The sequence below is a fragment of the Parasphingorhabdus sp. genome (genome assembly GCF_048269865.1).
In the GTDB taxonomy this organism is placed as follows: domain Bacteria; phylum Pseudomonadota; class Alphaproteobacteria; order Sphingomonadales; family Sphingomonadaceae; genus Parasphingorhabdus.
Window position 1 is genome coordinate 237899 of sequence record NZ_JBLWUA010000005.1, and the last position, 26360, is coordinate 264258.

Below are 26360 nucleotides of genomic sequence, written 5' to 3' on the forward strand. Positions count from 1 at the left end.
TTGCAAAGGTGATGGAATGATCAATCTTATAGCTGCCATGGCACTTTCAGGGGCTGTCGCTGCCGCCGATAACATCGAAATCAAAGAGCTTTCGGCCGATTTCTATAATCTCGAGCTCGCGGAGTTCACGAAAAAGCTGCCCGTTCTGGAGCGGCATGAACGGCAGGCGGAACGCATAGCGAAAAAGGCAAATTGCAAATTGAACACCGATATCGGCTGGGTTCACGCCCGAGTCGATATGGCACTGGCCGTTTCTCCTGAAGGCCGGGTGACGAAGGTTGTGCCGGTCGAAACAGGGTGCCGGCCGCTGGAAACATATGTTATCGCCCATCTTACAAAATATGCCGGGCATGATGGTGCGGTCAAGCGCACCGGGGATCAGAAATGGTACCGCCAAGCGATCACCTTCCGCTGGCCTGAATGAGTCCACTCACCGACGAACAGCTGGATCGTTATGCTCGGCATATCGTTCTCAGGGATATTGGTGGTAACGGGCAGAAGAAGATACTGGATGCCCATATTCTGGTAGTCGGTGCCGGTGGTATCGGCTGTCCGGCCATTCAATATTTGGCGGCGGCCGGGATCGGGGCGTTAACCATTGTTGATGACGATGTGGTGTCGCTTTCCAATTTGCAGCGGCAAGTTTTGTTTTCCGAAAATGACATTGGAAAATCGAAAGTTGAAGTTGCCAAAGTTGCCGCCAGTCGCATCAATCCGGATGTAGTAATAAATACAATAAATCAAAGACTTACCGCGCAGCATTTTTCCGACGGTGCCGCAGCATTTTTTGCGCCGTTCGACGCGATTATCGATGGCACCGACAATTACCAGACCCGCCTGCTGATCTCCGATCTGTCGGTGAAGTACCGCGTCCCGCTGGTTTCTGCGGCGATCGGGCAGTTCCAGGGGCAGCTCGGCACGTTCCGCGGCTGGGAGGATGACAAGCCCTGCTATCGCTGTTTTGTCGGCGATGCGCTCGACCCGGATGATTGCGACAATTGCAGCGAAGTTGGCGTTCTTGGCGCAATGGTCGGCCTGATGGGCAGTTTTGCAGCGATGGAGGCGATCCGCGTGGTCACCGGCTTTGGTCAGGACCCCGCCGGAAAACTGCAGCTTTTCGACGGATTGGCCCCCTCGATGCGCAGCATCAATCTGCCCAAGGACCCGCATTGCAAGAGCTGTGGCACACCGCCAACTTAGTCAGGGCCAAGCTGATTGCGCTTTGCCCGATTTTGCCTAAGATACCGGAAACTCGGGGAGGACCATCATGACATTACCGGTAACCGCACTCGCCGCCGCCATCTGCGCGCTGCTGCTGATCTTCATGAAGTTCAAGGTGATCGGCCAGCGCGTCCGGACCGAAACCATGTTTGGCGCAGGCGAAGACGCGAAAATGAAGATGGTCCGCGGCACCCACGCCAATCTAGCCGAGAACGCGCCGATTGCCCTGATCCTGATGGCGCTGCTGGAAATGACCAGCGCCCATCACTGGACGCTGACCGGACTGGCGGGGCTGTTCCTGATCGCCCGGGTGCTGCATATTTACGGGATGTACCAGCATCACGGCAACGGCTCGGTGCGCTTTCGCCAGGCCGGCGTGATCGGCACTACAATCTCGATTGTCGCGATGGCGCTTTGGGTGATCTATCTGTTTGTGACGGTGAACTTGTAAAGCAAGCGCCTGGATGCGCGCTGCCCTAGGCCGACTTTCGGACCATCAGCACATCGACCGGCGACCAGCCCATCATTTCGCTGGCCCGACTGCCGATGGCAGCCATGACAAAACCGCTGCGTCCGTGCGTTCCCAGTACCAGCAGATCAAAGTCGCCGGTATCGAGCATCCGGTGAACCGACTGGTGCAGATCCCCTTCGACGAGATGCGGATTGACTCGCGCCCTTTCGCTCGCTGACAGGTTGATGGCCGCCATGAAATCCTGCAGTTCCTTTTTCGCGTCGGTCAACATTTCGGCAGCAACGCCATCGGATTTCAGCCACGCTTCGTAAGCGACATGATAGGCATGCACGAAATCTATCTCCGCGCCGGGAAAGAAATCCAGCGCCGTGCGCAGGGCCTGGGCGGAGAAATCGGAAAAATCGGTGGCTACCAATATGCGCTCATAATTCGCCCGCGGCCGTTCTTTCACGATCAACACCGGTGCCTGTGCGTGGTGAACCAGATTATCGACCGCCGTCCCCAGAAAAAAATCGGAAATATCATTATGCCGGGCAGCGCCGACAATGATCAGGTCGCTGCCCAGCTGTGCCGCGGTGTCAGCAATGACTTCGGGCGGCTTGCCGTAATTTACCGCCAGATTGCAGCCTTCAGCGTCCTTGCCATAGTTGCGGAGCAGCAGGGACTCCACTTTCGCGATATCCACTTCGTTCTTGGGACTGTTAACGAACACAGGGTGCGACCCGCATCCCAAAAATCGGCGAGCAATTTCGCGCGAGCAAAGGGCCGGTCCCCTCTGGCTGTCAGATCGGTTGCAACCAGAATCTGCTTCGGTACGGACATGAATATACTCTCCTGCATGTTTTGCTGCCTGGGGATCACAATCCTGCCTTAGTGGCGGAGGGGCAATCTTTGCCCAGGATCATAACCGCATTCCAACTGGTCGAAATCAGTATCTTTACGGACCGGCTTCCTATTGGAGCCATCTTAGGATCGACGAGAAGAGGCCGGCAATCAGAAATGCGGCACCCTTACCGATAGAAAATCGCGATACGGTACGAGAACAAGCGTCGCAGCAATGGTGCGCCACTGGCCCCTGACCGGACTGGTGGCGCTCCAGACACAGTCCAGTCAGGATGAACCGCGTCGGTCGATATTTCGTGATAAGCAATCAAAAGAAAGTCATAACAGTTAATGCGGTTTTAGCGACGAAATAGAAGCAAATTGGCACGCTTATTTTGTATCAGGCAATGGATGTTTACTGTGGTTCAGGGACGGAAGACTCCTCGTGTACTTTTTTACGTATTGGTATCCAAGCCATCACGCAGTAACTACAGTTGAAAAGGGTTGGCACGCAAAATCGCGAAGGGATTGGGAGTGGGAATTCAATTCGAACCTGACCAATGGCTCCAGACCCCGGTGCGTCCTACCGTTCTGGCTGATGGCTTGCGAAGAACCCGCCGCATGCTGGGTTATCCAGAGTGGTTTTTCGATGGGACGAATTTTAGCGGGTCGACTGCCAATATACCCAATATGATTGCTCTCGATGACTATTTGCAGATCATCGGAAATCTTTTCACCAAGGTAAGTGATCCCACAATACATCTTGATCTGCCGCGGAACAGAGGTCCGGCGATATTTGGAAATCTAGCCCTTGGCATGCAGCATGCTTCAACTTTGGCCGATGGACTGAAATTATATGCCAAATATTCGAATGGCGCCTATTCTTTTGTCCGATATAGTTGGAAAGTCGACAGCACGGGCATGTGGATCCAATTAGACAGCCTGGTTAAACATGATGCGATCCCCTATTTGTTGCAAAATGGCATGCTCAATCTTGTCCGCTATGTAAGGCAATTCCGGGCGTCTCCACCCGAGGCATGTAGAGTCAGCCTTGGCATTCCCCCCATCTATGACCCTGACTTATATCCGATCGGGTTCCAGTGCCCCGTTCAGTTCAATGCAGCTGCTACGGCTATTTTCGTGCCTGACAAATGGATCACGGAAAAAAATATAAATTATGACGAGACTTTATGGAGGATCGCCATTTCCCGTATCGAGGAAGAGCTGCTTCGATTTGGTCAGCTTGAAACTATTACCAATCTTTCCAAATTGATCGACGCGAATCGAACCGACAATGGCAAGCCTCCGCGCATAAATTTGATCGCTAAAATTTTGGGAATTTCTGCAAGGACCCTGAATCGTCAACTAGCGTCTGAAAATACAAGTTTCAAAAATCTGGTGGAAACCGTTCAAAAACAGCGGGCCGAAGAATTGATAATCTATTCTCACCTATCTATCGACAATATCAGTGAGCTATTGGGCTTTTCGGACCGATCCAGTTTTGGGCGCAGTTTCCGGCGATGGTTTGGTCTCAGCCCAAGACGGTATCGCCACAAAAATGCCCCCGCGTCCACGACATGATTGTCGCGAATTGTCCATTTTTTGGGCGGGTACTGCTCTTTTCAATATCTTCCGTATGAGGCAGGCAAAGGTTTGCGTCGTTGCCACGATAAACGTGGAGCGCTCAAATAGGAAAGGTGTCTGACCATGAATTATAAGCTGCCCTGCGGACTGCTCGCGACTGCTATTTCAGTGGCGGTGGGCGCCAGTCCAGCGCTTGCCGAGAAAGCAAGCCAGCTCACTTCGATAAACGGCCTCTCGGCAGGCGCTGCGGAAAATGCGCTGCAATCGCGCGGTTTTCAATATATCAACAGCAATACCAATTCGATGAACTACACCTACAGCTATTGGTGGGACAACAGCGACAAGCATTGCGTTCAGGTCGAAGTTTACAATGGCATGGTTGAAACGATCAATGATGCATCAGACAAGGATTGCCATCACTCCGGCGGCGGCAACGCCGCTGCTGCTGTCGGCGTGGTTGCCGGGGCGGCCATTCTCGGCGCTTTATTGTCGCACAAGTCGCATCATCATGACGACAATACGCACCATAATAGCAGCGAAGATGAAGCACATTTTGAACGCGGTTATACCGACGGGTTGCACAATGCGCCCTATCACAATTATGATCGATCCACTGCCTATTCGAACGGCTATACCTCCGGAGTAGACCAGCGCACGGCCAACCTTGGCCACCACCATGGCCGCGGCGGCTATAGTGCTGTTGCCCAATTTCAGGATCTGACGGGTGCTCGCGCGGCGGGCGCGGACAGCACTCTAAGCGAGCGCGGCTTCAGAAATGTTGACGGGTTCAAGTCCGGCACCACCGCCTACACGATCTGGAACAAGCCGGACACGCGCCAGTGCGTGCAGATGACGGTCGCGGATGGCAGGGTCTATGACATTCGCGATATCGGTCAGCATCCCAAGTGCCGTTAGTGCGGGTGCCCGATACGCGAGCAGCAGCGCCCCTTGCCTTTTTTGCGGCCACGCTATTGGCATCATGCGGTGCGCCGGACGAGCCAGAGAGCGTTGCGGTCGATACAAGTGAACAGCAACAAATGCCTCCCGAGGCGACAAGGATGGCATCTCCGGTGGTTCCGGTTCAAGGCGCGGAAGATGCCCTGGTGCCCGGCACCGAATATAATGCAACCGCCGACATTTCCTGTGGCTTCGGTGGCAACATTCCCGATCAGACTTGCCCTGCGGGTGTGAAGCGGCAGTGGGGTGAGGATGGCACGACTTTGGTAGAGGTTACCAAGCCCGATGGCATGAAGCGCGCGATTTTCTTTCGCGGGACAAGTCCGTACAGCGCCGACAGTAGCCAGGCTGACGGTTCTGCCGGCTGGGATTTTAATGTCTCCCGCAAGGGCGATCAGGTCACGGTGAAATATGGACCGGAAACCTACATCATTGTTGACGCTCTGGTTGAGGGCGGTTGACGGTCTGGCTCCGTCACCGCTTCCACAGCCAGAACAGGATACCGAGATTGATTGCCGGAGAAGCAATGGCGAGCGCAGCCGATGTCAGGCCGATTTGGTCGCCGATCAGGACCCATGGCAAACCGAGCGGCAATAAGAAGATGCCGGACAGGGGGTCTTGCGGCTCGCCGAACCAACCGAAGATGCCGGTTAAAAATATAAATATGGAGAGAAGGTAAAACCCGAAGAATATCCAGAACAACCATTTCATCATGATTTCTCTCCATTACAAGACATGGTTTATTAAATGCCAAACTTTTCTAATATTATACACATCTTTATTAACAGATAATCTAAATATATTAGGATAATAGAAAATGAAAACCTTAATGTCACTGGTATTTTACACTTCTGCACTTGCAATGCTGTCAGCCTGCAAAACAATGGCGCCAGAAGCGCCCGCTGCAAACATGCCTTTTTCCGGTCTTGAGGGCACCAATTGGCGGCTGGTGGAATTCCAGTCCATGGATGACGCGCAAGGTGCAACGCGGCCCGACGATTCAGACAAATATACTATAACATTCCACAATGATGGCAGCCTGTCTGCGAGGTTCGATTGTAACCGGGGTATGGGTCCTTGGCGTAACGATATTGCCAATGCCACCGGTGGCACCCTTGCCATCGGTCCGCTTGGCGTGACCAAGGCCCTGTGTCCGGAACCCTCTATGGGTGAAATGCTCGAGCGACAGCTCGGCTATGTCCGGTCTTTTACGATCACGGAGAACCGGCTGAACATGGCACTCATGGCTGACGGCGGCATCATTGTCTGGGAACCCAAGCCGTATTGATTCCGCTCGCTTTACCCTGTGTCCCTGGCACCGCGATGCAATAACAATCATCTGTCGAGACATTCGAAAGACTGATCGGCGATTATTTCCTATTCGATGCGGAGGGCCCCATATTGGTGGGAGCGGTCGAATAGAGGTTCCCGAACTGGCCTGTGATCCGCCTTGTTCTGGCCGAAAAGCCAATGACCATCGAAGCACCGTAGTGACGCTGGAGTGGCGCGGCCGATTATCTGCCTCTTCGTCACGGTAAAATGCCGCCGCCCTGCCCAAGCCGCGTGCGGTTGGCCGCATCCGGCCCTGACTATTTGATGCATTGAGACCCCCCGTTCGATCGCCTAGCCTCATTCCGATAATAATAGAGGAGAGAGAATGATGGCATTGGTATCTGTAGTGGGTGCAACCGGACGACAAGGGCTGGCACAAATGCGGCAATTGGCCGCCGCCGGGCACAAGGTTCGAGCGCTGTCCCGCAGCGAAAATCCCGATCTTGGCGGCAGCAATGTGGCCGACGAGACGCGAGTCATTGACCTTTCCGATGAGTCCACATTCGTCCCCGCGCTGGAAGGGTCCGACGCGGTCTTTTACACCCATCCGCTGCAATCCCCGGGCGACCGTTCGGAACTGGTCGGCAAGCTGGGGGCCGCTGCCGTCGAGGCCGGACTGGAACGTTTCGTCTGGAATACGTCGGGCTGGATTCCGGATCAACCGGGAGAGGCACACAGCTATGGCGCGAACACCCCGGCGATCAACGCCCTGTTCCGCACCGGCATTCCGGCAACGGTTTTCGGGTCGGTGCTGTTCATGGACAATTTGCTGACCAACTGGGCGCGGCCCTTCATCGTCCATGAAGATCGTTATGTCTATGCCCACAAGCCGCATTTGAAGGCCAACTGGATCAGTCTGGATGATGTCGGAAAATGCATGACCGCAGCGCTGTCCCGGCCGGATCTCGAAGGGGCCTGGATGAATATTGGCGGTCCGCAGGCGCTCAAACCGACCGAGGTCACCGAAATCCTGTCCCGCGTGTTTGGCCGCGAAATAAAATATGACCCCTGCACCCCGGAGGAATTCGGCGAGCTGCTGGTCAACGCGCTCGGCGATTCCATGCCGGAAGAAGAGCGGCAGCCGATGCGCGACTTTATCGCGTCCTTCTACCATTATAATAATGATTCACCGACCCAGCCGTTTCTGGTGAACACCGAATATATGCATCGCCGCCTGCCCGAGGTCGAGTTTGAAACGCTCGAACAATGGGCGGCGCGACAGGATTGGTCGGACGACGCGCACCGTCCGTCGGCTGGGTAAGCACCGGGGCGCAGCGGGTTTCCTGACGGCAGGGCTCCGCATCTAGTGCGGAGCACGGATTCTCTGTCGATCGGGGACCGGCTATAGACTCGCGCCGTCGACTTCGCGGACGGGCAGATGGTGCCAGTCGGCGGGATCGAACATTCGCATATTGACCCCCATCTGATCGGGTGAGGCGGTTAGCGGGGTCCAGTGGGTGAAGCAGCCGCAGCGCTTGCACGTCCAGCTAGTGATCGTGCGATCGCCCTGGATATAGGGATTGAGCCCCTGCGGCGGCGCGTCGATCCGGACGGCGTCGGGATGCCAGTAGCCGCCGCGCCAGCCGGTCTTGCGGCAGAGCGTGCAGTTGCAACGGAGCACCCTTGGGGGCGGCTCTGCGACCGTGATTTGCACCGCGCCGCAATGGCAACTGCCTTTCAACTCGGATCCGCTCATCTCAAATATCCTGCAAAATTTCCGCAACCCAGTCCGGCACCAGATCCCCTGCCCTGCCCATCCGGCTCTCGTGGAAATGGAAACTGCCTTCCGACGGATCGAGATTCATCTCCAGCGTCTGCACGCCATAGTGACGCGCGCTCTGGACAAAACCGGCCGCCGGATAGACCGCGCCCGACGTGCCAATCGAGACGAACAGATCGCACTGCGCCAGCGCCAGCTCGATCCGCTCCATCTGATAGGGCATTTCGCCGAACCAGACGATATCGGGGCGCAAGTGACCGGTCTGCTGGCAATGCGGACAGGCCGGATCGTCGGCCATCACGCCATCAAAGCGCGAGCGTTCGTCGCAGGCCAGACACCAGGCGCTGTTCAGCTCACCATGCATGTGCAGCAGTCGTTTGGAACCGGCGCGGTCGTGCAGATCGTCGACATTCTGCGTCACCAGCAGCAGATCGCCCGGCCAATGCGCATCCAGCTTCGCCAGCGCCTGATGCGCTGCATTGGGCTCGACCGTCCTCAATTTGGCGCGGCGCGCGTCGTAGAATTTCTGCACCAGATCGGGATCGCGCGCAAAGGCCTCGGGCGTGGCGACATCCTCAACCCGATGCCCTTCCCACAGCCCATCCGGCCCGCGAAAGGTGGCGACGCCGCTTTCGGCGCTGACGCCGGCACCGGTGAGGATGACGATATTTTGAATGTCGCGTTGCATAGTGTCCTTCTTCGTCACGCTGAATCTGTTTCAGCATTCATTTCGTCTCACCGAAACTGCCTAGAGTATAGCGGGGTCCTGAAACAAGTTCAGGATGACGAAAAGGGGGCGCAGCGTGTCTCGACTTCGCTCGACACGAACGGGGGGAGAAAACGTTCGTCTCGATGTCAGGCGAGAAGGGAACTGTTCCTCTCCCTTGGGGAGAGGAAGTGGTGTGGGCCGATCCCGTGGCCCTGCCGAGAAGCTTTGCACCCTTTCCAAAAACCGTTAGGGATGAGCCTGTCGAACCACGCCTCACGTCTATAAGCGTCCTTCGACAAGCTCAGGACTAACGGAACTAAATGACCATGACGACAGGGACCGGAATATGACAGCCATCGGAATTATCGGCAGCAAGGGCCGGATGGGACAGGCGCTGGTCGCGGCAATCGCGGAAGCGGGGCTGGACCATGCTGGCGGTGCCGACCAGGGCGATGATATCGCGGCGCTGGTCAGCGCCAGCGATGTGCTGGTCGATTTTTCTTCGCCGAAAGCGCTGCAGGCGACGCTTGATGCCTGTGTGGCAGCGGGCAAGCCGATTGTGATCGGCACCACCGGGCTGGAAGACGCCCATCATGCCGCGATCGACAAAGCAGCGGCGAAAATTGCGGTGCTGCAGACCGGCAATACGTCGCTCGGCGTCAATATGCTGGCGGCGCTGGTCGAACAGGCCGCGAGCAAGCTGGGCGATGACTGGGATATCGAGATTGTCGAGATGCACCACCGGCACAAGGTCGATGCACCGAGCGGCACCGCGAAATTGCTGGGCGAAGCGGCGGCGCGCGGACGCGGCATTGATCTGGCGGCGAACAGCGAAAGCGGGCGCGACGGCATTACCGGGGCGCGGGCGAAAGGCGCTATTGGCTTTGCGGCGCTGCGCGGCGGATCGGTGGCCGGCGATCACACGGTTATATTGGCGAGCGACGAGGAGCGGATCGAACTGACTCACCGGGCGGAGAATCGAATGATCTTTGCGAGGGGTGCGGTGAAGGCGGCCGGGTGGCTGGTGGAGCAGAGTGCCGGGCGCTATGGGATGGAGGGAGTTTTGGGGTTTTGAATGCCTATCTAACATTGACAACCTATTTCCTCCATAACCTGTTTGAACTCTGATGTTTCGCGGATTTTATCGAAGTCTTTGTCTTTCATAATATGATCACAATCCGGCAAATAGCCCGTATTTTTACAATTGATCAGCCATTTTGCGGCATTCGCCGCATCTCCCCGCATTGCTTCGATACATGCCAGATTATAGCTCCCTGACCCTGCCAGCAGTTCATTCGTCCGAGTCAGCAAATCGTAGGCTTCATCCAGAAACGTGCTACGCTTTTTGCCTTTTTCCCGATGCGCTTGCGCGATCAATTCGGCTCCCCAATTTTTGAGTGCTTCGTGCATGTCGGGTTTGATCTGCAAGGCTTCCGCATATTTCTCATAGGCTGAAGACCATAATGCATCCGCTTCCGCGCCTGCTTTGCTCTGTGCCTGAGCAGCAAGGGCACTCCCCCAATTGAACAGCGCTTCGTGTTTGTCGGGCTTAACCTTCAAGGCTTCTGCATATTTCTCACAGGCTGAAGACCATAATGCATCCGCTTCCGCGCCTTCTTTGCTCTCTGCCTGAGCAGCAAGGGCAATCCCCCAATTATTGAGCGCTTCGTGCATGTCGGGTTTGACCTGCAAGGCTTCCGCATATTTCTCACAAGCTGAAGACCATAATGCATCCGCTTCCGCGCCTGCTTTGCTCTGTGCCTGAGCAGCAAGGGCACTCCCCCAATTGAACAGCGCTTCGTGTTTGTCGGGCTTAACCTTCAAGGCTTCTGCATATTTCTCACAGGCTGAAGACCATAATGCATCCGCTTCCGCGCCTTCTTTGCTCTCTGCCTGAGCAGCAAGAGCATTCCCCCAATTGAACAGCGCTTCGTGTTTGTCGGGTTTGACCTGCAAGGCTTCCGCATATTTCTCATAGGCTGAAGACCATAATGCATCCGCTTCCGCGCCCTCTTTGCTCCGTGCCTGAGCAGCAAGAACACTCCCCCAATTGAACAGCGCTTCTTGCATGTCGGGTTTGATCTTCAAGGCTTCCGCATATTTCTCATAGGCTGAAGACCATAATGCATCCGCTTCCGCGCCCTCTTTGCTCCGTGCCTGCTCGTCAAGGGCACTCCCCCAATTGTTCAGCGCTTCGTGCATGTCGGGTTTAACCTTCAAGGCTTCCGCATATTTCTCATAGGCTGAAGACCATAATGCATCCGCTTCCGCGCCTTCTTTGCTCTGTGCCTGCTCATCAAGGGCATTCCCCCAATTGACAAGTGCGCCAGATCTGGTTTCCGTGTCATCTTTCGGGCACTGGCTCAGATATTCCTGATAGTGCAGCGAAGCAGTCTCGAATTTTCCTAGTTTAGCATTACCATACGCTTTAGCGAACAAGGCAAAGGCTCGATCACCTTCATCAGCACCATGCAAAAACGCCATACCTTGCGCGAGGCGAACATATTCCTCCCAATCCTCATCAGACTTTGCATTAGATTCAGCATCGTACAAAAGGAGCCGAAATTCCTGCGCAGACCATTCTCTTTCGGGCTTCGCTTTAACCAATTCCACGGCTTCTTTTAGCTCAAATTTTTCTTTCGCATCTGGCTCTTCATTAGAGGAATCTCCCGGAAGAGCGTTCACCCGTTCTTGGAGATCAGTTGTTAAAGTCCGGACTGTGGCATGATCTTTCCGGATCTCACCCAGAACGGTCTGTGCCTGGTCTCTAAATTCCAGCATTTCCAATTTCGCTGCTTTGGTAGCTTCTTCGCCTGCGGCACTAGCGGCGGCGGTGGCCTGTTTCTGTGCTTCTTTGGCTTCACTTCGCGTAAACCAACCCGCAAAAATTGCGATCACCGCGATCAACAGGCCATAGAGTCCGATCCAATTTTCTAATCGACTATTGCCCGCCTTCAAAATATCGGTTTTTGCTTCAGCAACTTCTTTGGAAAACTCAGCTGACCGTCGCTGCTCTTTTTCCGCTTCCAATTCGCTGGTCAGCTGTGCGACTTCTTCTTGGCTGACAGGTCCAGCGGGCGCGGTCTCCGGTGGTGCGGGGGTCGTTTGAGCCGACAATATCGGTAGCGTCAGCAGCAGCAAGAAAAACCGCAATATAGCCCCCTAAATAACAGTAGTTTATATCTATAGCCAAATTACTCAAACGATGGAAGTCAGATAAAAAAGCTATCATCTGAGTCGCAATAACATCTGTGCTCCCCCAATTCCGTCGCTTTTAAGCGAGAGGGCTGTGCAGACTTGGCAACATACGGTTTAGTCAGAGCTGGGTGTTGGTCTACCGGACCATGAACTCACGGCAGCCGACCGGTCGTGCACCCTCATCCAACTTCGGCTAATCCTTTGGATAAGGCTTCGTATCCTTCTCCCTTAAGGGAGAAGGTCATTGAGGGTTTGTTTTTATGGGACTGGAATTTCCCGGTCTTCGGCCTAGTGGTCGCTGCTGCTGGTAGCTATTTGTATCAGCACGGGGCGGGTCGTGGCTTCGGGGGCGTCGATGACGGCGCCGACATCAATCGGTGCGTAATCGTCGATTTCAGCTTCAGCGTAATCGGTTCCCTCGTCATCAAAGCCATCGTCATATAGCCCGCTGTCGTCGCCAAAATTTTCGTCATTCCAGGCCTGCAGCCGTTCCAGTCGCAGGCGGTCGATCTTGCGGGCGGGTTCTGCTGGCGTCAGGATCCGCGCGCCATTTTTATAGCGGCCGATTTCGTAGCTGACGTCGGTATAGGCGGGCGGTGCGGACCGTGTGATCGGAATTGCGGCGTTGCTGGTCTTGTAGGCATTTTGCCCCAGCGCATAGCGTTCGACCGGATCAGAGGGCGGACTGACCGAGAGGCGCGCCTGCATCGATCGCTCGGTGGCGTGGCCCATCGCCAGTCCTGACAGACAGGACACGGACAAGGCGATGGTCAGATAGGAAAAAATCTCCGCTGGCGTTCTTTTTCGCTTTCCCATGGCCGATCTACGCGCAACATTTTAATCGGTTCCCGCTGTCCTCAAAATCGGCGGCGGTTGCAGCTCAATTTTCAGCTATGCTCGGTCAGTTGGGTTCGATAGCGGCGGCTGCCGGCGACGGTGCGCCCGTCGAGCAGGGCTATCTCCAGGTCGCCGGACCGGGTCGGGGTCAGCGCGGCGATCTTGCTGCGGTTGACCAGCCGCGAGCGGTGCACCCGGACAAAGCCCCGCGCCAGCAGCCGCTGTTCCCAGGAGGCCAGCGTGCCCCGCACCAGATGCGATTTGGCGGCGGTGTGAAACTCGACATAATTGCCGGCGGCTTCGACATGGCTGATTTCGCCGGGTGCCAGGAACACGGCGGCGCCGCCATCCTGCAGCTGGATCCGATCGTCGGCGGGCGGCGATGCAGCGAGCCGGTTGCGCTCCGCGATATAGCCAAAGGTCCAGTAGGTCGCGGCGATCGCGGCATAGACGAGAACGTCCTTGCGCCATTCATAGAGCATGGTGATCGCGACGCCGTTGTCGAAGAACCCATAGCGCGCGCCGGCCAGCAGGTAGGCGGTTTCGCGGGTGACGAAGATGAAAGCAATATGGGCCAGCGCGAAGGGTATCGTCAGCGCGAGGTGAATCAGGACGAAGCCCGGCAGATTGCCTGCCCGGGGCGGCCATCGCTTCACTGCCCGACCGATCAGCGGCGCAAGGCCAATGATGATGATCGCGCTGGTCAGCTCCCACAGGACCGGTTCGCTCCAATGATCGCCAGCGCCCTCCATGATGCCCGATGTGGCGTTGACCAAGACCATCAGCACACTGACAAAAACGACCGCCAGCCAGGGCCGCCACTCGTCCCGGGCCCAGCCGCTCGTCCCTGCTGTGCTGCCTTTTGTCACCGCGAAATTCCCGTTCGTCCCGGCTGCCCGCCTTGTACGGCTTAGCTATAGGCCGCTGGCAAAGGGGGCGCAAGACCGCGGCGGAGAAGGAGACACACCGCCATGACCAACCGCCGCTACGACCTTGACTGGCTTCGCATCATCGCGTTCGGCCTGCTGATATTCTATCATTGCGGGATGTTCTACGTGAGCTGGAGCTGGCACGTGAAGTCGCGCTTCGCGAGCGATGCGATGGAACCGCTGATGATGCTGACCAACCCCTGGCGGCTGACGCTGCTGTTTGTGATTGCCGGGGCCGCGACGCGGTTCATGGCGGACAAGATGACCCTGACATCGTTCATTGCGCTGCGCATGCGCCGGCTGTGGCCGCCGCTGCTGCTGGCGATGTTCGTGATCGTGCCGCCGCAGTCCTATTTCGAGATTGTCGAGGCGTTGCAGGCGGCGCAGGGTCTGCCGGCGGGGCACGGTGGCTGGCTGGATGATTTCTACATCAAATATGTCACCGGCACGGGCAACTGGTGCGACGCCGACGGCTGTCTGATCACCCCGACCTATAATCATATGTGGTTTGTCGCCTATCTGATCCTCTACACGCTGGCGCTGGTGCTGATCCTCCCGCTGCTGAGACGGGTGCCGTCAGCAGCCAGTGCGCTGATCGCCGGTCCGCTGCTGACCATCGGGCCATGGCTCTATATGGCGGCGCTGCGCCTGACCCTGTTCCCGATCTTTGGCGAAAGCCACGATTTCCGTGATGACTGGTATCTGCATGCGCTCTATTTCGGCATGTTTCTGTTCGGCTTCGCGATCGCCAAGCACCAGCCCTTCTTTGATCGCTGCGTGCGACTACGCTGGATCGCGCTGGCTGTGTCCCTGTCATGCTGGGCGGCGCTGGTCAGCTATTTCAGCAGCTATTCCGACCTTCAGCCGCCGCCGGAGTGGCTGCAACTGACGATGCGCGGCGTGCGCGAACTCGACGCCTGGTGTGCGATCGTCGCGGCGATCGGGCTAGCGCACCGCTATCTGCGCGGCATCGACGGACGCTGGCGGCCAATCCTGACCCAAGCGGTCTTCCCCTTCTACCTGATCCATCAGACGATCATTGTGGTCGCTGGCCATTATCTTGACGAGCTGCGTTTGCCGCTGGCGATCGAGGCGCCGCTGCTGATTGTGATCACCATGGCCGGATGCTGGCTGTTTTTCGACCTCGGGCGGCGCATGCCGGTGCTACGCGTGTGGATCGGCTTGTCGCCGAGGCAGCCCGGCACGGACAAAGCCGGATGACTGAGGTAAAGCGTCTCGCGGAGCCGGATCCTCGCCATCGCAGCAGTGGAGCGGCTCTTGCGATGAAGGCTTATCGGACCAGGGATTCGCTTCGTCTGCTAGACTGTCACTATATTGTGACACATTTTGGCTATCGTCATGATCATCCTGTTTATTGTTGACATTGGCTTTGAATATTGGTCTCAACGGTAACTGAAGCATCAAGTTTAGCTTTTTTGTGCGAAAATTCGGAGAATACGAAATGAAATTTGGTAAATTGGCAGCCTGCATCGCTGCAACCTCGTTGGTTGCCGCGCCAGCTTTGGCTCAGTCGCAGCAGAGCGCTGCAAAGCCAGCCGCAGCGAAAATCGAACGCGTATCGGCAAAAAGTGACGACGCTTCGAAAGTCGAAGGCGGAAACGGTGCCCTGATTGGTATTTTGGCATCAGCCGCCGTAATCGGCGGTTTTTTTCTCATTGCTGAGTCGACCGATCCTGTAAGCCCCTGAGCTTATTGACATCGAATTATGAGAAACGGGGCTCCATGCCCCGTTTTTTTTGCTTAGAAGATCGACCGGCATTGCCGTTGGGGTGCTGGACCAGATAGGCATCTTGTGAAGACGGCCTGTCCGGATGATTGTATTTTCGGTCGCGGGCGGCCATGACAACAGCCATGAAAAAAGCCGATATCTTCGAATTCTACTCCCGTCTTGCCGCCGATAATCCGTCGCCGGAGACCGAACTCAATTACGGCAACACCTATCAGCTGGTGGTCGCGGTGGCGCTCTCCGCCCAGTCGACCGACATCGGCGTAAACAAGGCCACCCGCCAGCTGTTCGCCGCGGTCAAGACGCCGCAACAGATGGTCGATCTCGGGCTTGACGGGCTGAAAGAGCATATCAAGACGATCGGGCTCTACAACACGAAGGCGAAGAATGTGATCGCGCTGTCGGAGATGCTGATCGCGGACTATGGCGGCGAGGTTCCGGCGGATCGGGACGAGCTCACCAAGCTGCCCGGAGTCGGACGCAAGACCGCCAATGTGGTGATGAACTGCGCCTTTGGAGCCGAGACCTTTGCCGTGGACACGCATATCTTCCGGGTCGGCAACCGCACCGGACTGGCACCGGGCAAGACGGTGCTGGCGGTGGAGAAGAAGCTGGAGAAACAGACACCGGCGCCGTTCCGCGTCCATGCCCATCACTGGCTGATCCTGCACGGGCGCTATATCTGCAAGGCGCGGACGCCCGAATGCTGGCGTTGCCCGGTGGCGGACCTGTGCCGGTTCAAGAAAAAGACGCCGGCGCCGGATTGAGGCCCATCCAGAAAAAGCCGCTCAATTTAACGACGGCGCGGAACCCATTCAGCTTCGTGAAATGTCACGAGGCGTAAATTTCCGGCAAATCGCAACCATCAACAGGAGAAGATCATGCGCTTGCCCACCACAATCATCATAGCCTCAGCACTGGCCGCCGGCAGCATGGCGTTCGCCGCCGAAAAGGCGAGCAAAGACGAGCCCTATGAAATCAAGACCGTCGGCGAACCGGAAAGCTGCATTCGGCGTTCAAGCATCCGGTCGACTGATGTAATCGACGACAAAACCATCGATTTCAAGATGAACAATGGCGATATCTACCGCAATACACTGCCCAACAAATGCAGCGGCCTCGGCTTTGAAGACGCCTTCTCGTACAAGACGTCGACCAACCAGCTGTGCAATGTTGATATCATCCATGTGCTCGACCAGACGGCTGGCCGTCTCGACACGCGCGGCGCTTGCGGCCTGGGCAAATTCCAGAAAATCGAAAAAACCCGCAAAGATCAGCACGAGGACTAGCGCCGGCCGGGGCACCGCCCAAATAATTGGTTGGCAAAGCGGCAAAGTCGCTGCTAAACGCCCGTTCGGCGATACACGCCCTGGCACCCGTAGCTCAGCTGGATAGAGCGCTGCCCTCCGAAGGCAGAGGTCACAGATTCGAATTCTGTCGGGTGCACCACCTTTTCTGCCATTTCTTGAGTTAGAGCTATTTGGAACTCCGGTGTTTCTCCGGTGTAATCAAGGAGAACATCGGGATTCGGGTTACTCAAAACAGACGTCCGTGGCGTGAAAAACATTTTGGTTATTCGACACAATGCGATGAGGCTGCGATCAAAATTCAAGTCAACTTCCGCCTCGCGCCCAATCCCAGTCCTTCAGCGGCAACGAGGCAGATCTCATAACCGGTCGTTTGTAATACATGCCGATGAACACTGTGAGGAACCGAGACTGCGACATTTTTGCCGTTCCTGTTGATCCAGGTGCATGACTGCTTCCGGCGGGACCATTCATTCCGAAAGCGATGGGCGTTAGCTAAGGAATGACCAAGCCGGAACGTTTCCTCACCGATGGGTCAAAATCGAAAGTATGGCGGGTCGCACCGGTGAGGGTCTGAACTGTTGCGTGGTAGGAGTCGGTATTAGCGCGAAAGTTCACCGCTAAGGCCTTGGTCACAAGACCCACCATGGCGTGGCCACAGCCTAAAGCTTCTCGGCCTGTCTCTGAATCGCATACCTGATCCCCGCAATTGTAAAAGGCGGATCTCTTCGATGTGCGACATGGTGGCAGGTTGCACAGAGCGGTATTAGGTCGCGGACGGGGTCAACCTCATAGGTTTCGCCGATAGCCGATAGCGGCGTGATGTGATGCACATGAATGAGTCCGGCACCAATCTCGCCATATTTCTCCTCGTAGGTCAGGCCGCATGCCTGACATTTCGGACCATAATGCGCGATGCACAGACGGCGCGCCTCGGGATTACGCTCATAGACTGTAAGTTCGACCGGCTTGATGGCGCCCTCAATGAGATGGGCGTCGGTCGCTGCTAGGGATGGCGCGAAGATTCCGAAGGCAAAGTGCCCATTCTCTCCGGTAGCCTTCGCTTCCCATATGCCCCATTCCCCGATGTGGAGGCTGGACTCGGGTGGGCTGAGGTGAATTTCCGATTCCATTTCGCCCGTCGCCGGATTTCGCCATAGCCGGCGCATGTCACGGTTGCGCTCGTGTGTATACCAGGCTGGCCATTCGCCAAGCTGACCCATCCACGATTTACCCCGGGCATAGCTACATTCGGCAAGCGCCACGCATTCCGCCGGCGTCGGAACAGCGATCGATATGCGGAAGGGTGGGGTGGGGTGCTCAGCGGGTGGCCGCAAATATGCATAGTTCTTGGTCTGCTTGACAAGTGTCCACCCTCGCCGGGGTAGGATCACGCTCAGCGTAAGAGCAGCGCCAAAGCGATAGACATCATCGCCATATTTTTTAGACGCCTTACCGCTTGGATTGAACTCTACGACCTCTATCGGCCAGCCGGCGGGCGTATGACTATGCTCCGCCGGTTCAAAATCGTCGATAGCTTGCGTCACGTATCCAAACTTTCGTCCCATTCCATGCCGGTAACCCACGCCAACGCTGACATGCGGCCGCTCAGCAAACCCCAGTTAAAATCATCCCAGCCAAGGTTCCTTTTTCCGTATTTGCGTTCGATGCGCCTAGCTGCCTTCTTGGCCTTCTCGAGCACAGCTTCTTGTCCCTCGCGCAGCTCCTCTTGCCCGCTCTCAAGCCGATAAATCCAATTTTTATGGCGGTTCCACCAGACCTTGTCCCAAAACTCGCTGTAAGCCTTGTGGATGGCGTCGTCGTTCCGACGTAGTATGAGCGGCCAAGTTGATGAGGGATCATCATCGTCAGGAATCCACTCGACGAGATTGCTCGCATCATCGAGACCGACGGGATGGCCGTTAGGCCCCGTCTGCCCCTCATAGGCAGCGGGATTGGCGCTGATCCCTGACGAACGCTTCGGCCCACGCAGCGCGTCATCAAAATCGCGATATTCCTGCGGCGAGATGGCATGCTGCTTATGGAGGACCAGCAATTCCGTGACCTTCGTTGCACGGTCGATACCGCTCAGTCGCGCCGATATGCGCTTGCCTCGCATTTCGCGTATTTGTGCCATCAGATCCCGAGCGAGCGTCGAACGCAATTCGTCGAGCGAGGCGAATGATCCGATAAGGGCCTGGGACATCGTCTCGGCTTTGAACGCGGCGAGCTTCCCCATCTGATCCAGATTGATTCGGCTGGGCGCCACGGGGCGATCGGAAAAGTAGATCATGACCGGCCGGCCGGCGTCGGCCGTCCTGTCGATCTCTTCAACGGTCCCGGACGGCGCTTTACCTGTGTCGCTTCCTAGTCTGGCCCAGAACATGCCGAGCAGGATGTCGCAATCATCACCTAATTGATCGTTCAGAATGGCTTGGGGCCTATCGCCGAAGGCTGGCCGCGAGTGGGACTCCCAAGCGACTGGCAGGAGAACGACCTTTTCTGCCGCTGAATGAAACGCGTTCCAGGCGTTAATTACCGCTATCGCAGTCGCCCGCTCCTCCGTTAGGTCGGAGGGTGAAGCGATCAAAATTCGAAGAACGTCTGCCTTGAATGTCATGCTGAAGGTATAAAGGCGCCCTTGTTTCCCGTCCAGTTCCTATAACCGTTCAAAGCCCTGCCGACGATGACCGGACTTGGTCGATAGCTGGCTCCACTCCCCATCCAAAGGGGAGGCAGCTATATCTGTTTTCCTGCCGGTAACCGGACAATCGGAAATCGGCCCATTTCCGGACATTTGCTGCAGTCCGATTTTACGTCCGCTTCGCACCCAACCTCGGTCGTCCGGATGATCTCAGTCTTTCCCCGAAAGCTGACGTCGGCCAAACGGAGGCCCGTGAGATAGTTGCGCCTTAAGTCGAAGGTCAATTCTTTCAAATGGAGATCAGACCCACGTCGAGCAGATGGCTTGGGGGAGAACAAACTCTATATCTGGCTTGAGCGCGACGGCGGGCGGTGCACCCAGACCATCAACGCCATCAAAAGCAAGACCGTCGAGAAGATCGCGCTGCCCTTGGTTCAGGAGACTAAACCAAGCGGGGTCGAAGAAGATATTTTCGATATGTTTGACAACGAACTGAAGGCAAAACTTTGCCTTCTGGTCTCCAGATAGCTCGTTGATTTGATCGGCGATGTCCTTTCCAGGCGCACGGGGAGTGTCGCGCCACGACACACAAATGAAGTCACTCGGATCGCCGGCAAAGGATGCGAAGACGACCTGCTCGAGCAACTCGTCCACATAGCCGTTTTGAAGTGGGGCACCATAAAGGTCGGTGAAAGGGGACCATGCTCCCGCAAACATAAAGGGAAGCCGGCCATCGAACTCGATGACCAACGAGCGAAGCGCCGCCGGCCGCTGATGGACGAGCGCGTCGGTCAGGGCATCATGCGTCGCCCTCAATTCCCTTCTCGCAGCCGCATTGCCCAAGTCTAGCTCCCCGATGAGGGCTTGAAGACTTATTTGAGCCGACAAGTCATGACCTTTGTCAGCGCCGCGAAGAATGGTCTTCAACTCCGCCATGGCATCCTTGCCGAAGAGCTCACGGCTCAATGTCCGATAGGCGACCGCCAAATTCTGATCGGGGCAGCCGGAATATGGCTCGTTCTCGATGCAGGAAAAGAGCGTCTGGTCATGGTAAGCGCAGAATCCATTGAAGACTGATGCCTCATTGATACCGATCGATTTGACCGACAACTTTCCGCCACTCTTGCGGATGCCTTCTATGCTTGCACCATATTGCAGCACATGCCCATCCTTCGCGATTTTTCTGAGATTGGATCCCTTGGAGACCGTGTGGGCTCGAATGATCGAACCCTGGCAGGGACCAAGCCCGACTTCCTCGGCCCAGCACTTCTTCTGGTTGAACGCCTTGCGATTTGCAGCGACCGCATCCCACGGGTTCTCTCTTTTTTGGTCTTCGCGATTATAATGGCATTTTTTGAACTTCAGACCGGACCCGCACCAACATGGCGCGTTTCTGTCACGCCCCTTCATGACAGCACGGTTGTGCATCGCTAGATTTCTCCTTCGCGCGGAAGCGCACCAATTATCAGATTGGTCAGGGAGGAATAGGATTTCATCATCTGTTCGAGGAGCCGGTCGTATATATCGGCAGCGGCAGCATCCTCGGAGAGGCTAAGTCGATCTGTGACCGACTTCATCCTGTCTGCCGCGCCTTCAGCAGAACCGAGATGCGAATAGGAAACCCGAAAATCGTAGAGCGTGTAGAAGGGTGTCATCAATGCGTAGACTTGGGCATTGTCAGCGATACTTTCGAGTAGCGCTTGGAGGCGCTTCAGCTGGCCAGTTCCATTGCAAGCGATGCTCAGCCGGGCAATGAGTTTGCCAAGCGCTACGTTGTCGATCGATTCCAGGTGAACTTTGTTCAAATTGTCCGAGACAGCGTGGCGCTGTGCGGGTGTGTCGTGGACCGGGCGGGTCAACTGCCCTGCGAGTTCGAGCACCTCGTCGTCGAGACGCGCGAGTTTGACGCCCCAGAAGTTAAAGGCGGACGCAAGAAAATCGGATCGGGCTGCGAATAACAGGGTCTCGCTTGGTGGTTCGGTGAAGATGCACTCAATCTGACCGTCGTAGAATTCGCTGGCGAGACAGTGGTCAGATGGTCGGTTTTCGCTCACCAAATAATACTGTTCAGGCTTCGGGAGTTTCGCAATGTCGCCGAGCCACATGATCAAATGGCCGTGCCGATTGATGCCGAATGCGATAGAGAACCCCTCTCCAAATATGTCACCATAAGTGGGCGACGCATAGCGAACGAGATAGGTCGGATCGGAGTCAAATTTTGCAAGCACCATTCGGTTGAAATATACCGGGGTCAAGAAGCCCTTATTCCACGGACGCTCGAGACCGGGGTAATAATAGAAATCGTCAGGATCATAGTTGAACGGCACGTCGGTAAAGCCGAAATCTTCGGTGATCTTGTTGCGCTTGCTTTTGAAGATCGGGACGCCTTCTTTCGTGGCTATTTCGTGTGCACGCATAATCGAATATCGGGTGCGGTCTGGTAGTGTCCTCCAGCCGCACGCTGGGCATTGCAGCGTCGGCAAGCCTTCCATGTCGATTTTGATGCCGGACACTGCCTCCCGAAATGGTGCGAAGATAAGATCGAGGGGACCGCAGCAGGTTTCGCAATAGGCCCGCGTTACTCCGTTTTTAGGCGGAAGCTCGTGCAGCTCCATTGTTCAAGCCCCCCTAATTAGATGCTTATTACCCATGTGAAGTTGGCGCTTTATAAGCGAAGTTACATCACAATAAAGGGAGTTGGCATTCTCCCAGGTCGCACCCTCACGAGCCACATAAATAAGTGGTGGCTTCCTTATATTCAATGGGTGTCCGGAATGATCGAAATTCAGGCGGTTGCAGACCATCCCGTCGGTTCGACCAAATGGCAGCTTTGCTTAATCCCACTCTTTTTACCGGACAGTATCCAACCGGCCCACGTTTAAACCCAATCGGTGCGGCGATGGGAGGGAAAGAGACGCTGCTCCGACTACAGTCGTATCAGGACGCCGCTTGGCGTTGAAGGAAGAGCTGTTTGGATGAATCTAACGACGAAAAACGAAAGGCAGTGCGGCCACTCCTAGCAAAAGAGCGAATACGCCCAGTTTGCGCGATGGAGCCGTTTGATACGACGGGCTGACGCTTGGGCTCGCGGCCACTTGAGTTCTCTGGCCAGCGATGTCGAGCGATGCGGCCATCTCCGGATGTGCTTTGAGAGCACCCCGCATGGCTTCCTCAATCTCGAGTCTTACCTGACGCGACTGAAACGTATGAGTGAGAACCCAATCAGCCATCCAATAACCTTGCCTGACGTTGTCCTCGCGATCGCTCCGAAGGGGGGTGAGAACCCGGCGCAGCAGCACAGGATTGCGAGCCGAGGCCCCTTCGTAGAATGGTGGATGTGGATAATTGGACGGAGCGAAGGCGAGATTCCCATTTAGCAGGGCCTGCCGTGCCTCGCTGCCGTCCGCCGCAATGGTCCTCTCCAACGCTTCCATTAGGTTGAACGCATAATTTGGCTGCCGCTTCAGGATGTCTCGATTGGACGGGCGCGGGCTGCCATCGTTAGCGCGAACGACTGGCGCATCGAGCGGCACAATCAGCCGCCGGATTTGACAAACCATCATATCGAGCATCGGCAGATAAAACGCGTGCTGAGCGAAGCCATAAGTCAGATAGCGATTCTCGGCATTACCGTTCTGGTCAAGCTTTTCCAGAAATTGGCGCGGCGTGAAAACAACCCAGAACCCGGTGTAACGTTGCGGCTGTGTTAATTGTGCAGGCAGAAGCGGACCTGCAATCACCGAAACCTCATCATAGAGACTGACAAGGTTATGACCAAACTTCTTCGCCGAGCGACCGTTGTAAAGCAGCACAGCCTTCATATATTTTTCGAGCGAGTGGACCGAATTCCAGAAAAAGTCGGTCATCAACCGATTATGCCAACACCAGCGCGCCGTGATGTAGTTTTCATCTGCGGTGTGGAGAAACATCTCTTTAATTATGCTTCCCTTGTCCGCCAGCAGTTCGTCTCTAATACTCATCTCAGCGTTCTTCCTTCTGCCAGGGCTCGAGAATGTTGGAGGCAATGTAGTCAATTGCGCTCGACACCCCGGTCTCCTCTCGACACCATACTGTCTCTTTGCGGCCCCCTTCAAGCTTTCCAATTTTGTAAGAGATGCATGGGGATTTGAAATGCTAAAGTCGGGTTGAGTGTATACTGCGCTGAGCAGTTGAATGGTGCAGGTGCATGCGTTAGGTCGCAATGCTGGCTGATCGCCTGACTAGTCGATCTCCTCGCGGCCTACCGCATCCGCCATTGCACTCGCAGTTCGAGCAAGGCGCTTTGGTTCCGATGCTGCCTGCCTTAGTCTTTCAGGCCAACTCGGGTTTTGCTCTAGCCAACATTTGACGGCGCGCACTGAGAGACCTCGATTGAGATAAATATACTGGTTAAGAATCTTGGCCGGCACAAGGTTGACGATATGACGCTCGTCAGCGGGGTGGTGAGCAATGTGCGCTAGCAGGGTCCGGCTCATTTCTTCCAACTCCCCGGCCCTTGCTTGGTTCGACATTAGTTCGAGCGTGGCACCTGCGTGAACTGTGAAATCCTCAGAACCAGCCTGTGCGATAGCCACTTCAACCTGCGTGATTTTCTCGCTGGTTATGATTCAAATTCCTTTCTTTCGCGCCACAAATCTCGCCTTGGTCCGGAAAACTAAGTTCGTTCTCCAATATAGGCAGGGCGGGTTTGATTACATGAACACTGGCAGCTAATCCGCACCATTATACCAAAAGCGGAAGGTCCGCAAACGGCCCAATTGCCGTCGGCCCGAAATGCGCCCGATTGCGGATACAGCATCTCGATTTGTTAGTTCCCAATACCTAGATCAAATCTGTGCCAGATTGGATCACTGCTTAAAACGTGCCTTTGTAAAGCAACCTCATCATCCTAAGAGCTCTATGTCTATTACAGGAACAAACTTAGAGATCATCGTGCAACATTCTAGAAAACCCAAAAAAACTAAATCATCAAAGTATATTAGCCGTGCTGCAGCTCGCAATCTTCATCACGCGACGAGATTTGCAAAGCAGGTTGGCGGGCAACAGTCAGTAAGGAAGTATCCCACCAGCAACGTTAATTCGGATTTCGAGCTCAATATGTATGTGACGATCAATTGGGATCTTACCGAAACGGGCCAAGACAACTTCAAAGAGCTAAGGAACCAGCGGTTCTGCCGGTGGTTGAGGACTAGGTGCAAGCAGCTGGAGATATGCGTTCCCCCGACCTATGTGTATAGCCGCGAGCAAGACCCTGAACACGGACATAATCATGTGCACTGGCAGGTTCATGTGCCTAAGCAATTGATCGAAGAATTTACAGATCTCGTTCCGCGCTGGATTACAAGCTTGGAAAACAGGGGAGATCCGCCACGAAAGCGGTCACAAAACCATGAACCGGCGCCCGACAGCTCAGTAGACATTCAAGTTGCTCGCAGCAGTGTATCTATCCGCAAATATTTGCTGAAAGGAATTGACCCCCGAGAGGCTTATCGCTTCGGCATCCTCGAGGTTTTGCAACAGGGAACTATCGTGGGGCCGCGGACCGGGGTTAGCCGCAGCCTTGGCAAAGGTGCGCGCGATAGAGCCAAATATAAGCCTAGGCCTGCAGTCTGGAGGATAGGCAATGGACGCTCGATTCTGACATATCCTAAAAATTCTGATCCTACAGTAATATTGGCTAATCTACACATTCCGCGAAAATAAAAGTGCCTTTATCGAAACCAATTTTCACATGATTGTTGAATTGCTTCGACTATCGGTGCGAAGGTAATCAAGGCGGCTGTCCCGAAAACGTATTTCTCCTCTGCTGAGAACGTGAGAATCACATCAGCCACGGTCTTCGATTCTATTGATGCTCTGCTTGGCGCAGCCTGCGCTTTTCCACATACGGATCCATGCAAGGTCATACGAATGGATCTGTAATTCGCAAAGCAACCGCAATGGGGAGCGCATTCAGGAAAGAATATAATTTCTAATGCAGTCGCGCGGAATAAGGAAATTGGCCGCGCAGCCTTCGCAACGATGAGGTCTTACCTAGCCAACCGAAAAATAAAGGCAACTAAACCTGCAGACCCAAGAATTCAAAAGTTTATGAAAATGCCCCGGGCGCCGCTTCTTCAATCCGATCAATCAAAGCCTCTGTAGCGGATAACGCGTGAGACATGTATTTTGGATGATACGGTGTTGCGTATTTATCGGACTCATTCGGTTTTACATGTCCCATCATCATCCGACCTTGATGCCATTGACCACTGTCGTCCAAGATCGGTCTTAGAAGGGTGGAGACACTCCGGCGGATCAGCTTCATTCCGCTCTGGCCATCGACCGGAAAGTCTAAGGTCGTGACCATCTGACGAAAGGCAGTTCTTACTGATTTGACCTTGATGAAGGGGCCTTCATTGGCGTCCAGCAGTGCGACCATCTGTCTGGATGCAGGAATTAGGGGACGATATTTTTTTGTCTGCGCCCGGCCCTTGGGATTGAGATTTATATACCCCGCATGCGACTGCCATTGATCGCGTTCTGGAGCCGTTGAAAAATCAAATACCGCATCTGGTCTCGCCCAAGTGGCAACGCTCAATCGAAGAAAATTCAACAATTCTTCGCGCTCCCGCCTCCATTTGATCAACTGCTTGTCTGTCGCCGTATCAGGATGATCTAGAACCAAGGCATGGCGGAACATTTGCACCAGTTGAGCTTCGTTTGCGCGGAACCATGGCGACCGACTTACCTCGTTTGCCGATTTTACCTCGAAGTCCGCCACATGCGGCAATTTGCGTGCCTTAAAGGCAAAGTTAATTGCTGCGCGCAGTTGTCTAACGCTACCTTCGATTGTGCCTGAGGTGCGTGGGCGGGCCAGTCCTTTCGGCGAGATAATGGGG

27 protein-coding genes and 1 tRNA gene are annotated in these 26360 nt (G+C 55.4%); 15 read left to right on the forward strand and 13 right to left on the reverse strand.

Features of this window, described 5'->3' with window-relative positions:
- Positions 1-16 precede the first annotated feature (16 nt).
- The 3 genes from ACN0WW_RS09025 (at position 17) to ACN0WW_RS09035 (ending at position 1672) form a co-directional block, all read left to right on the forward strand.
- Complete coding sequence (locus ACN0WW_RS09025) at positions 17-424, forward strand: hypothetical protein (protein WP_417611601.1); 408 nt, start codon at positions 17-19, stop codon at positions 422-424.
- Positions 421-1200 (forward strand): HesA/MoeB/ThiF family protein, encoded by a 780-nt coding sequence (locus tag ACN0WW_RS09030; RefSeq protein WP_417611603.1) that lies wholly within the window; start codon positions 421-423, stop codon positions 1198-1200. Before ACN0WW_RS09025 ends, ACN0WW_RS09030 begins: the two co-directional genes overlap by 4 nt.
- 67 nt (positions 1201-1267) lie before the next feature.
- Entirely contained in the window at positions 1268-1672 is a 405-nt protein-coding gene (locus tag ACN0WW_RS09035) for an MAPEG family protein (RefSeq protein WP_417611605.1), read from the forward strand.
- Positions 1673-1697: 25 nt separating this feature from the next.
- Here the strand turns inward: ACN0WW_RS09035 and ACN0WW_RS09040 are convergent, their stop codons facing one another.
- Positions 1698-2378, reverse strand: coding sequence for a universal stress protein (locus tag ACN0WW_RS09040; RefSeq protein ID WP_417611607.1), 681 nt, complete (start codon positions 2376-2378; stop codon positions 1698-1700).
- Positions 2379-3049: 671 nt separating this feature from the next.
- On the opposite strand from ACN0WW_RS09040, the gene ACN0WW_RS09045 reads away from it, so the two are divergent.
- The 3 genes from ACN0WW_RS09045 to ACN0WW_RS09055 all read left to right on the forward strand — a co-directional run bounded on the left by ACN0WW_RS09045 (position 3050) and on the right by ACN0WW_RS09055 (position 5517).
- Entirely contained in the window at positions 3050-4096 is a 1047-nt protein-coding gene (locus ACN0WW_RS09045; protein ID WP_417611609.1) for a helix-turn-helix domain-containing protein, read from the forward strand.
- Positions 4097-4222: 126 nt separating this feature from the next.
- Complete coding sequence (locus ACN0WW_RS09050) at positions 4223-5014, forward strand: hypothetical protein (RefSeq protein WP_417611611.1); 792 nt, start codon at positions 4223-4225, stop codon at positions 5012-5014.
- 143 nt (positions 5015-5157) lie between these two features.
- Positions 5158-5517 carry a hypothetical protein gene (locus ACN0WW_RS09055; protein ID WP_417611613.1) on the forward strand — a complete coding sequence of 120 codons (360 nt, stop codon included), beginning with the start codon at positions 5158-5160 and terminating at the stop codon, positions 5515-5517.
- Positions 5518-5530: 13 nt separating this feature from the next.
- Here ACN0WW_RS09055 and ACN0WW_RS09060 read toward each other — a convergent pair whose 3' ends face one another.
- Entirely contained in the window at positions 5531-5770 is a 240-nt protein-coding gene (locus ACN0WW_RS09060) for a hypothetical protein (protein WP_417611615.1), read from the reverse strand.
- A gap of 103 nt (positions 5771-5873) precedes the next feature.
- Here ACN0WW_RS09060 and ACN0WW_RS09065 point away from each other — a divergent pair, with 103 nt between their 5' ends.
- Together ACN0WW_RS09065 and ACN0WW_RS09070 are read left to right on the forward strand one after the other, a co-directional pair.
- Positions 5874-6344, forward strand: coding sequence for an META domain-containing protein (locus ACN0WW_RS09065; protein WP_417611617.1), 471 nt, complete (start codon positions 5874-5876; stop codon positions 6342-6344).
- A 369-nt stretch (positions 6345-6713) separates the two neighbouring features.
- Complete coding sequence (locus ACN0WW_RS09070) at positions 6714-7649, forward strand: SDR family oxidoreductase (RefSeq protein ID WP_417611620.1); 936 nt, start codon at positions 6714-6716, stop codon at positions 7647-7649.
- A gap of 81 nt (positions 7650-7730) precedes the next feature.
- Here the strand turns inward: ACN0WW_RS09070 and ACN0WW_RS09075 are convergent, their stop codons facing one another.
- Both ACN0WW_RS09075 and ACN0WW_RS09080 read right to left on the reverse strand, forming a co-directional pair.
- On the reverse strand, positions 7731-8084 hold the full coding sequence (locus ACN0WW_RS09075; protein ID WP_417611622.1) for a GFA family protein: 354 nt from the start codon (positions 8082-8084) through the stop codon (positions 7731-7733).
- Between the two features lies 1 nt (position 8085).
- Complete coding sequence (locus ACN0WW_RS09080) at positions 8086-8796, reverse strand: NAD-dependent deacylase (protein WP_417611624.1); 711 nt, start codon at positions 8794-8796, stop codon at positions 8086-8088.
- 367 nt (positions 8797-9163) lie between these two features.
- Between ACN0WW_RS09080 and dapB the strand changes: the two genes are divergently transcribed.
- Positions 9164-9892: a 4-hydroxy-tetrahydrodipicolinate reductase gene (dapB, locus tag ACN0WW_RS09085; protein WP_417611626.1), complete on the forward strand. Its 729-nt coding sequence runs from the start codon at positions 9164-9166 to the stop codon at positions 9890-9892.
- A gap of 8 nt (positions 9893-9900) precedes the next feature.
- On the opposite strand, the gene ACN0WW_RS09090 is transcribed toward dapB, so the two are convergent.
- The 3 genes from ACN0WW_RS09090 to ACN0WW_RS09100 all read right to left on the reverse strand — a co-directional run bounded on the left by ACN0WW_RS09090 (position 9901) and on the right by ACN0WW_RS09100 (position 13721).
- A complete protein-coding gene (locus ACN0WW_RS09090) occupies positions 9901-11970 on the reverse strand; it encodes a TPR end-of-group domain-containing protein (RefSeq protein ID WP_417611628.1) in 2070 nt (689 codons plus the stop codon).
- A gap of 333 nt (positions 11971-12303) precedes the next feature.
- Positions 12304-12831, reverse strand: coding sequence for a hypothetical protein (locus ACN0WW_RS09095; protein ID WP_417611630.1), 528 nt, complete (start codon positions 12829-12831; stop codon positions 12304-12306).
- A gap of 71 nt (positions 12832-12902) precedes the next feature.
- Positions 12903-13721 carry a LytTR family DNA-binding domain-containing protein gene (locus tag ACN0WW_RS09100; protein ID WP_417611632.1) on the reverse strand — a complete coding sequence of 273 codons (819 nt, stop codon included), beginning with the start codon at positions 13719-13721 and terminating at the stop codon, positions 12903-12905.
- Between the two features lie 102 nt (positions 13722-13823).
- On the opposite strand from ACN0WW_RS09100, the gene ACN0WW_RS09105 reads away from it, so the two are divergent.
- The 5 genes from ACN0WW_RS09105 to ACN0WW_RS09125 all read left to right on the forward strand — a co-directional run bounded on the left by ACN0WW_RS09105 (position 13824) and on the right by ACN0WW_RS09125 (position 16977).
- Positions 13824-15002 (forward strand): acyltransferase family protein, encoded by a 1179-nt coding sequence (locus ACN0WW_RS09105; RefSeq protein WP_417611634.1) that lies wholly within the window; start codon positions 13824-13826, stop codon positions 15000-15002.
- Positions 15003-15243: 241 nt separating this feature from the next.
- A complete protein-coding gene (locus ACN0WW_RS09110; RefSeq protein WP_417611636.1) occupies positions 15244-15489 on the forward strand; it encodes a hypothetical protein in 246 nt (81 codons plus the stop codon).
- Between the two features lie 164 nt (positions 15490-15653).
- Positions 15654-16295 (forward strand): endonuclease III, encoded by a 642-nt coding sequence (nth, locus tag ACN0WW_RS09115; RefSeq protein WP_417611638.1) that lies wholly within the window; start codon positions 15654-15656, stop codon positions 16293-16295.
- Positions 16296-16409: 114 nt separating this feature from the next.
- On the forward strand, positions 16410-16817 hold the full coding sequence (locus tag ACN0WW_RS09120; RefSeq protein ID WP_417611640.1) for a hypothetical protein: 408 nt from the start codon (positions 16410-16412) through the stop codon (positions 16815-16817).
- A gap of 83 nt (positions 16818-16900) precedes the next feature.
- A tRNA-Arg gene (locus tag ACN0WW_RS09125) sits at positions 16901-16977 on the forward strand.
- Positions 16978-17497: 520 nt separating this feature from the next.
- On the opposite strand, the gene ACN0WW_RS09130 is transcribed toward ACN0WW_RS09125, so the two are convergent.
- From ACN0WW_RS09130 to ACN0WW_RS09150, 5 genes are all read right to left on the reverse strand, one after another.
- Complete coding sequence (locus ACN0WW_RS09130; RefSeq protein WP_417611642.1) at positions 17498-18382, reverse strand: HNH endonuclease; 885 nt, start codon at positions 18380-18382, stop codon at positions 17498-17500.
- On the reverse strand, positions 18379-19455 hold the full coding sequence (locus ACN0WW_RS09135; protein WP_417611644.1) for a hypothetical protein: 1077 nt from the start codon (positions 19453-19455) through the stop codon (positions 18379-18381). Before ACN0WW_RS09135 ends, ACN0WW_RS09130 begins: the two co-directional genes overlap by 4 nt.
- A gap of 324 nt (positions 19456-19779) precedes the next feature.
- A complete protein-coding gene (locus tag ACN0WW_RS09140; protein WP_417611646.1) occupies positions 19780-20907 on the reverse strand; it encodes an SEC-C domain-containing protein in 1128 nt (375 codons plus the stop codon).
- A gap of 2 nt (positions 20908-20909) precedes the next feature.
- The gene (locus tag ACN0WW_RS09145; RefSeq protein ID WP_417611648.1) at positions 20910-21896 is read right to left on the reverse strand and encodes a hypothetical protein; all 987 of its coding nucleotides are present in this window, start codon (positions 21894-21896) and stop codon (positions 20910-20912) included.
- A gap of 564 nt (positions 21897-22460) precedes the next feature.
- On the reverse strand, positions 22461-23459 hold the full coding sequence (locus tag ACN0WW_RS09150) for a hypothetical protein (RefSeq protein ID WP_417611650.1): 999 nt from the start codon (positions 23457-23459) through the stop codon (positions 22461-22463).
- Between the two features lie 919 nt (positions 23460-24378).
- On the opposite strand from ACN0WW_RS09150, the gene ACN0WW_RS09155 reads away from it, so the two are divergent.
- Entirely contained in the window at positions 24379-25182 is an 804-nt protein-coding gene (locus tag ACN0WW_RS09155; RefSeq protein ID WP_417611652.1) for a hypothetical protein, read from the forward strand.
- 385 nt (positions 25183-25567) lie between these two features.
- On the opposite strand, the gene ACN0WW_RS09160 is transcribed toward ACN0WW_RS09155, so the two are convergent.
- A partial coding sequence (locus tag ACN0WW_RS09160) for a hypothetical protein (RefSeq protein WP_417611654.1) occupies positions 25568-26360 on the reverse strand: 793 nt, incomplete at its 5' end.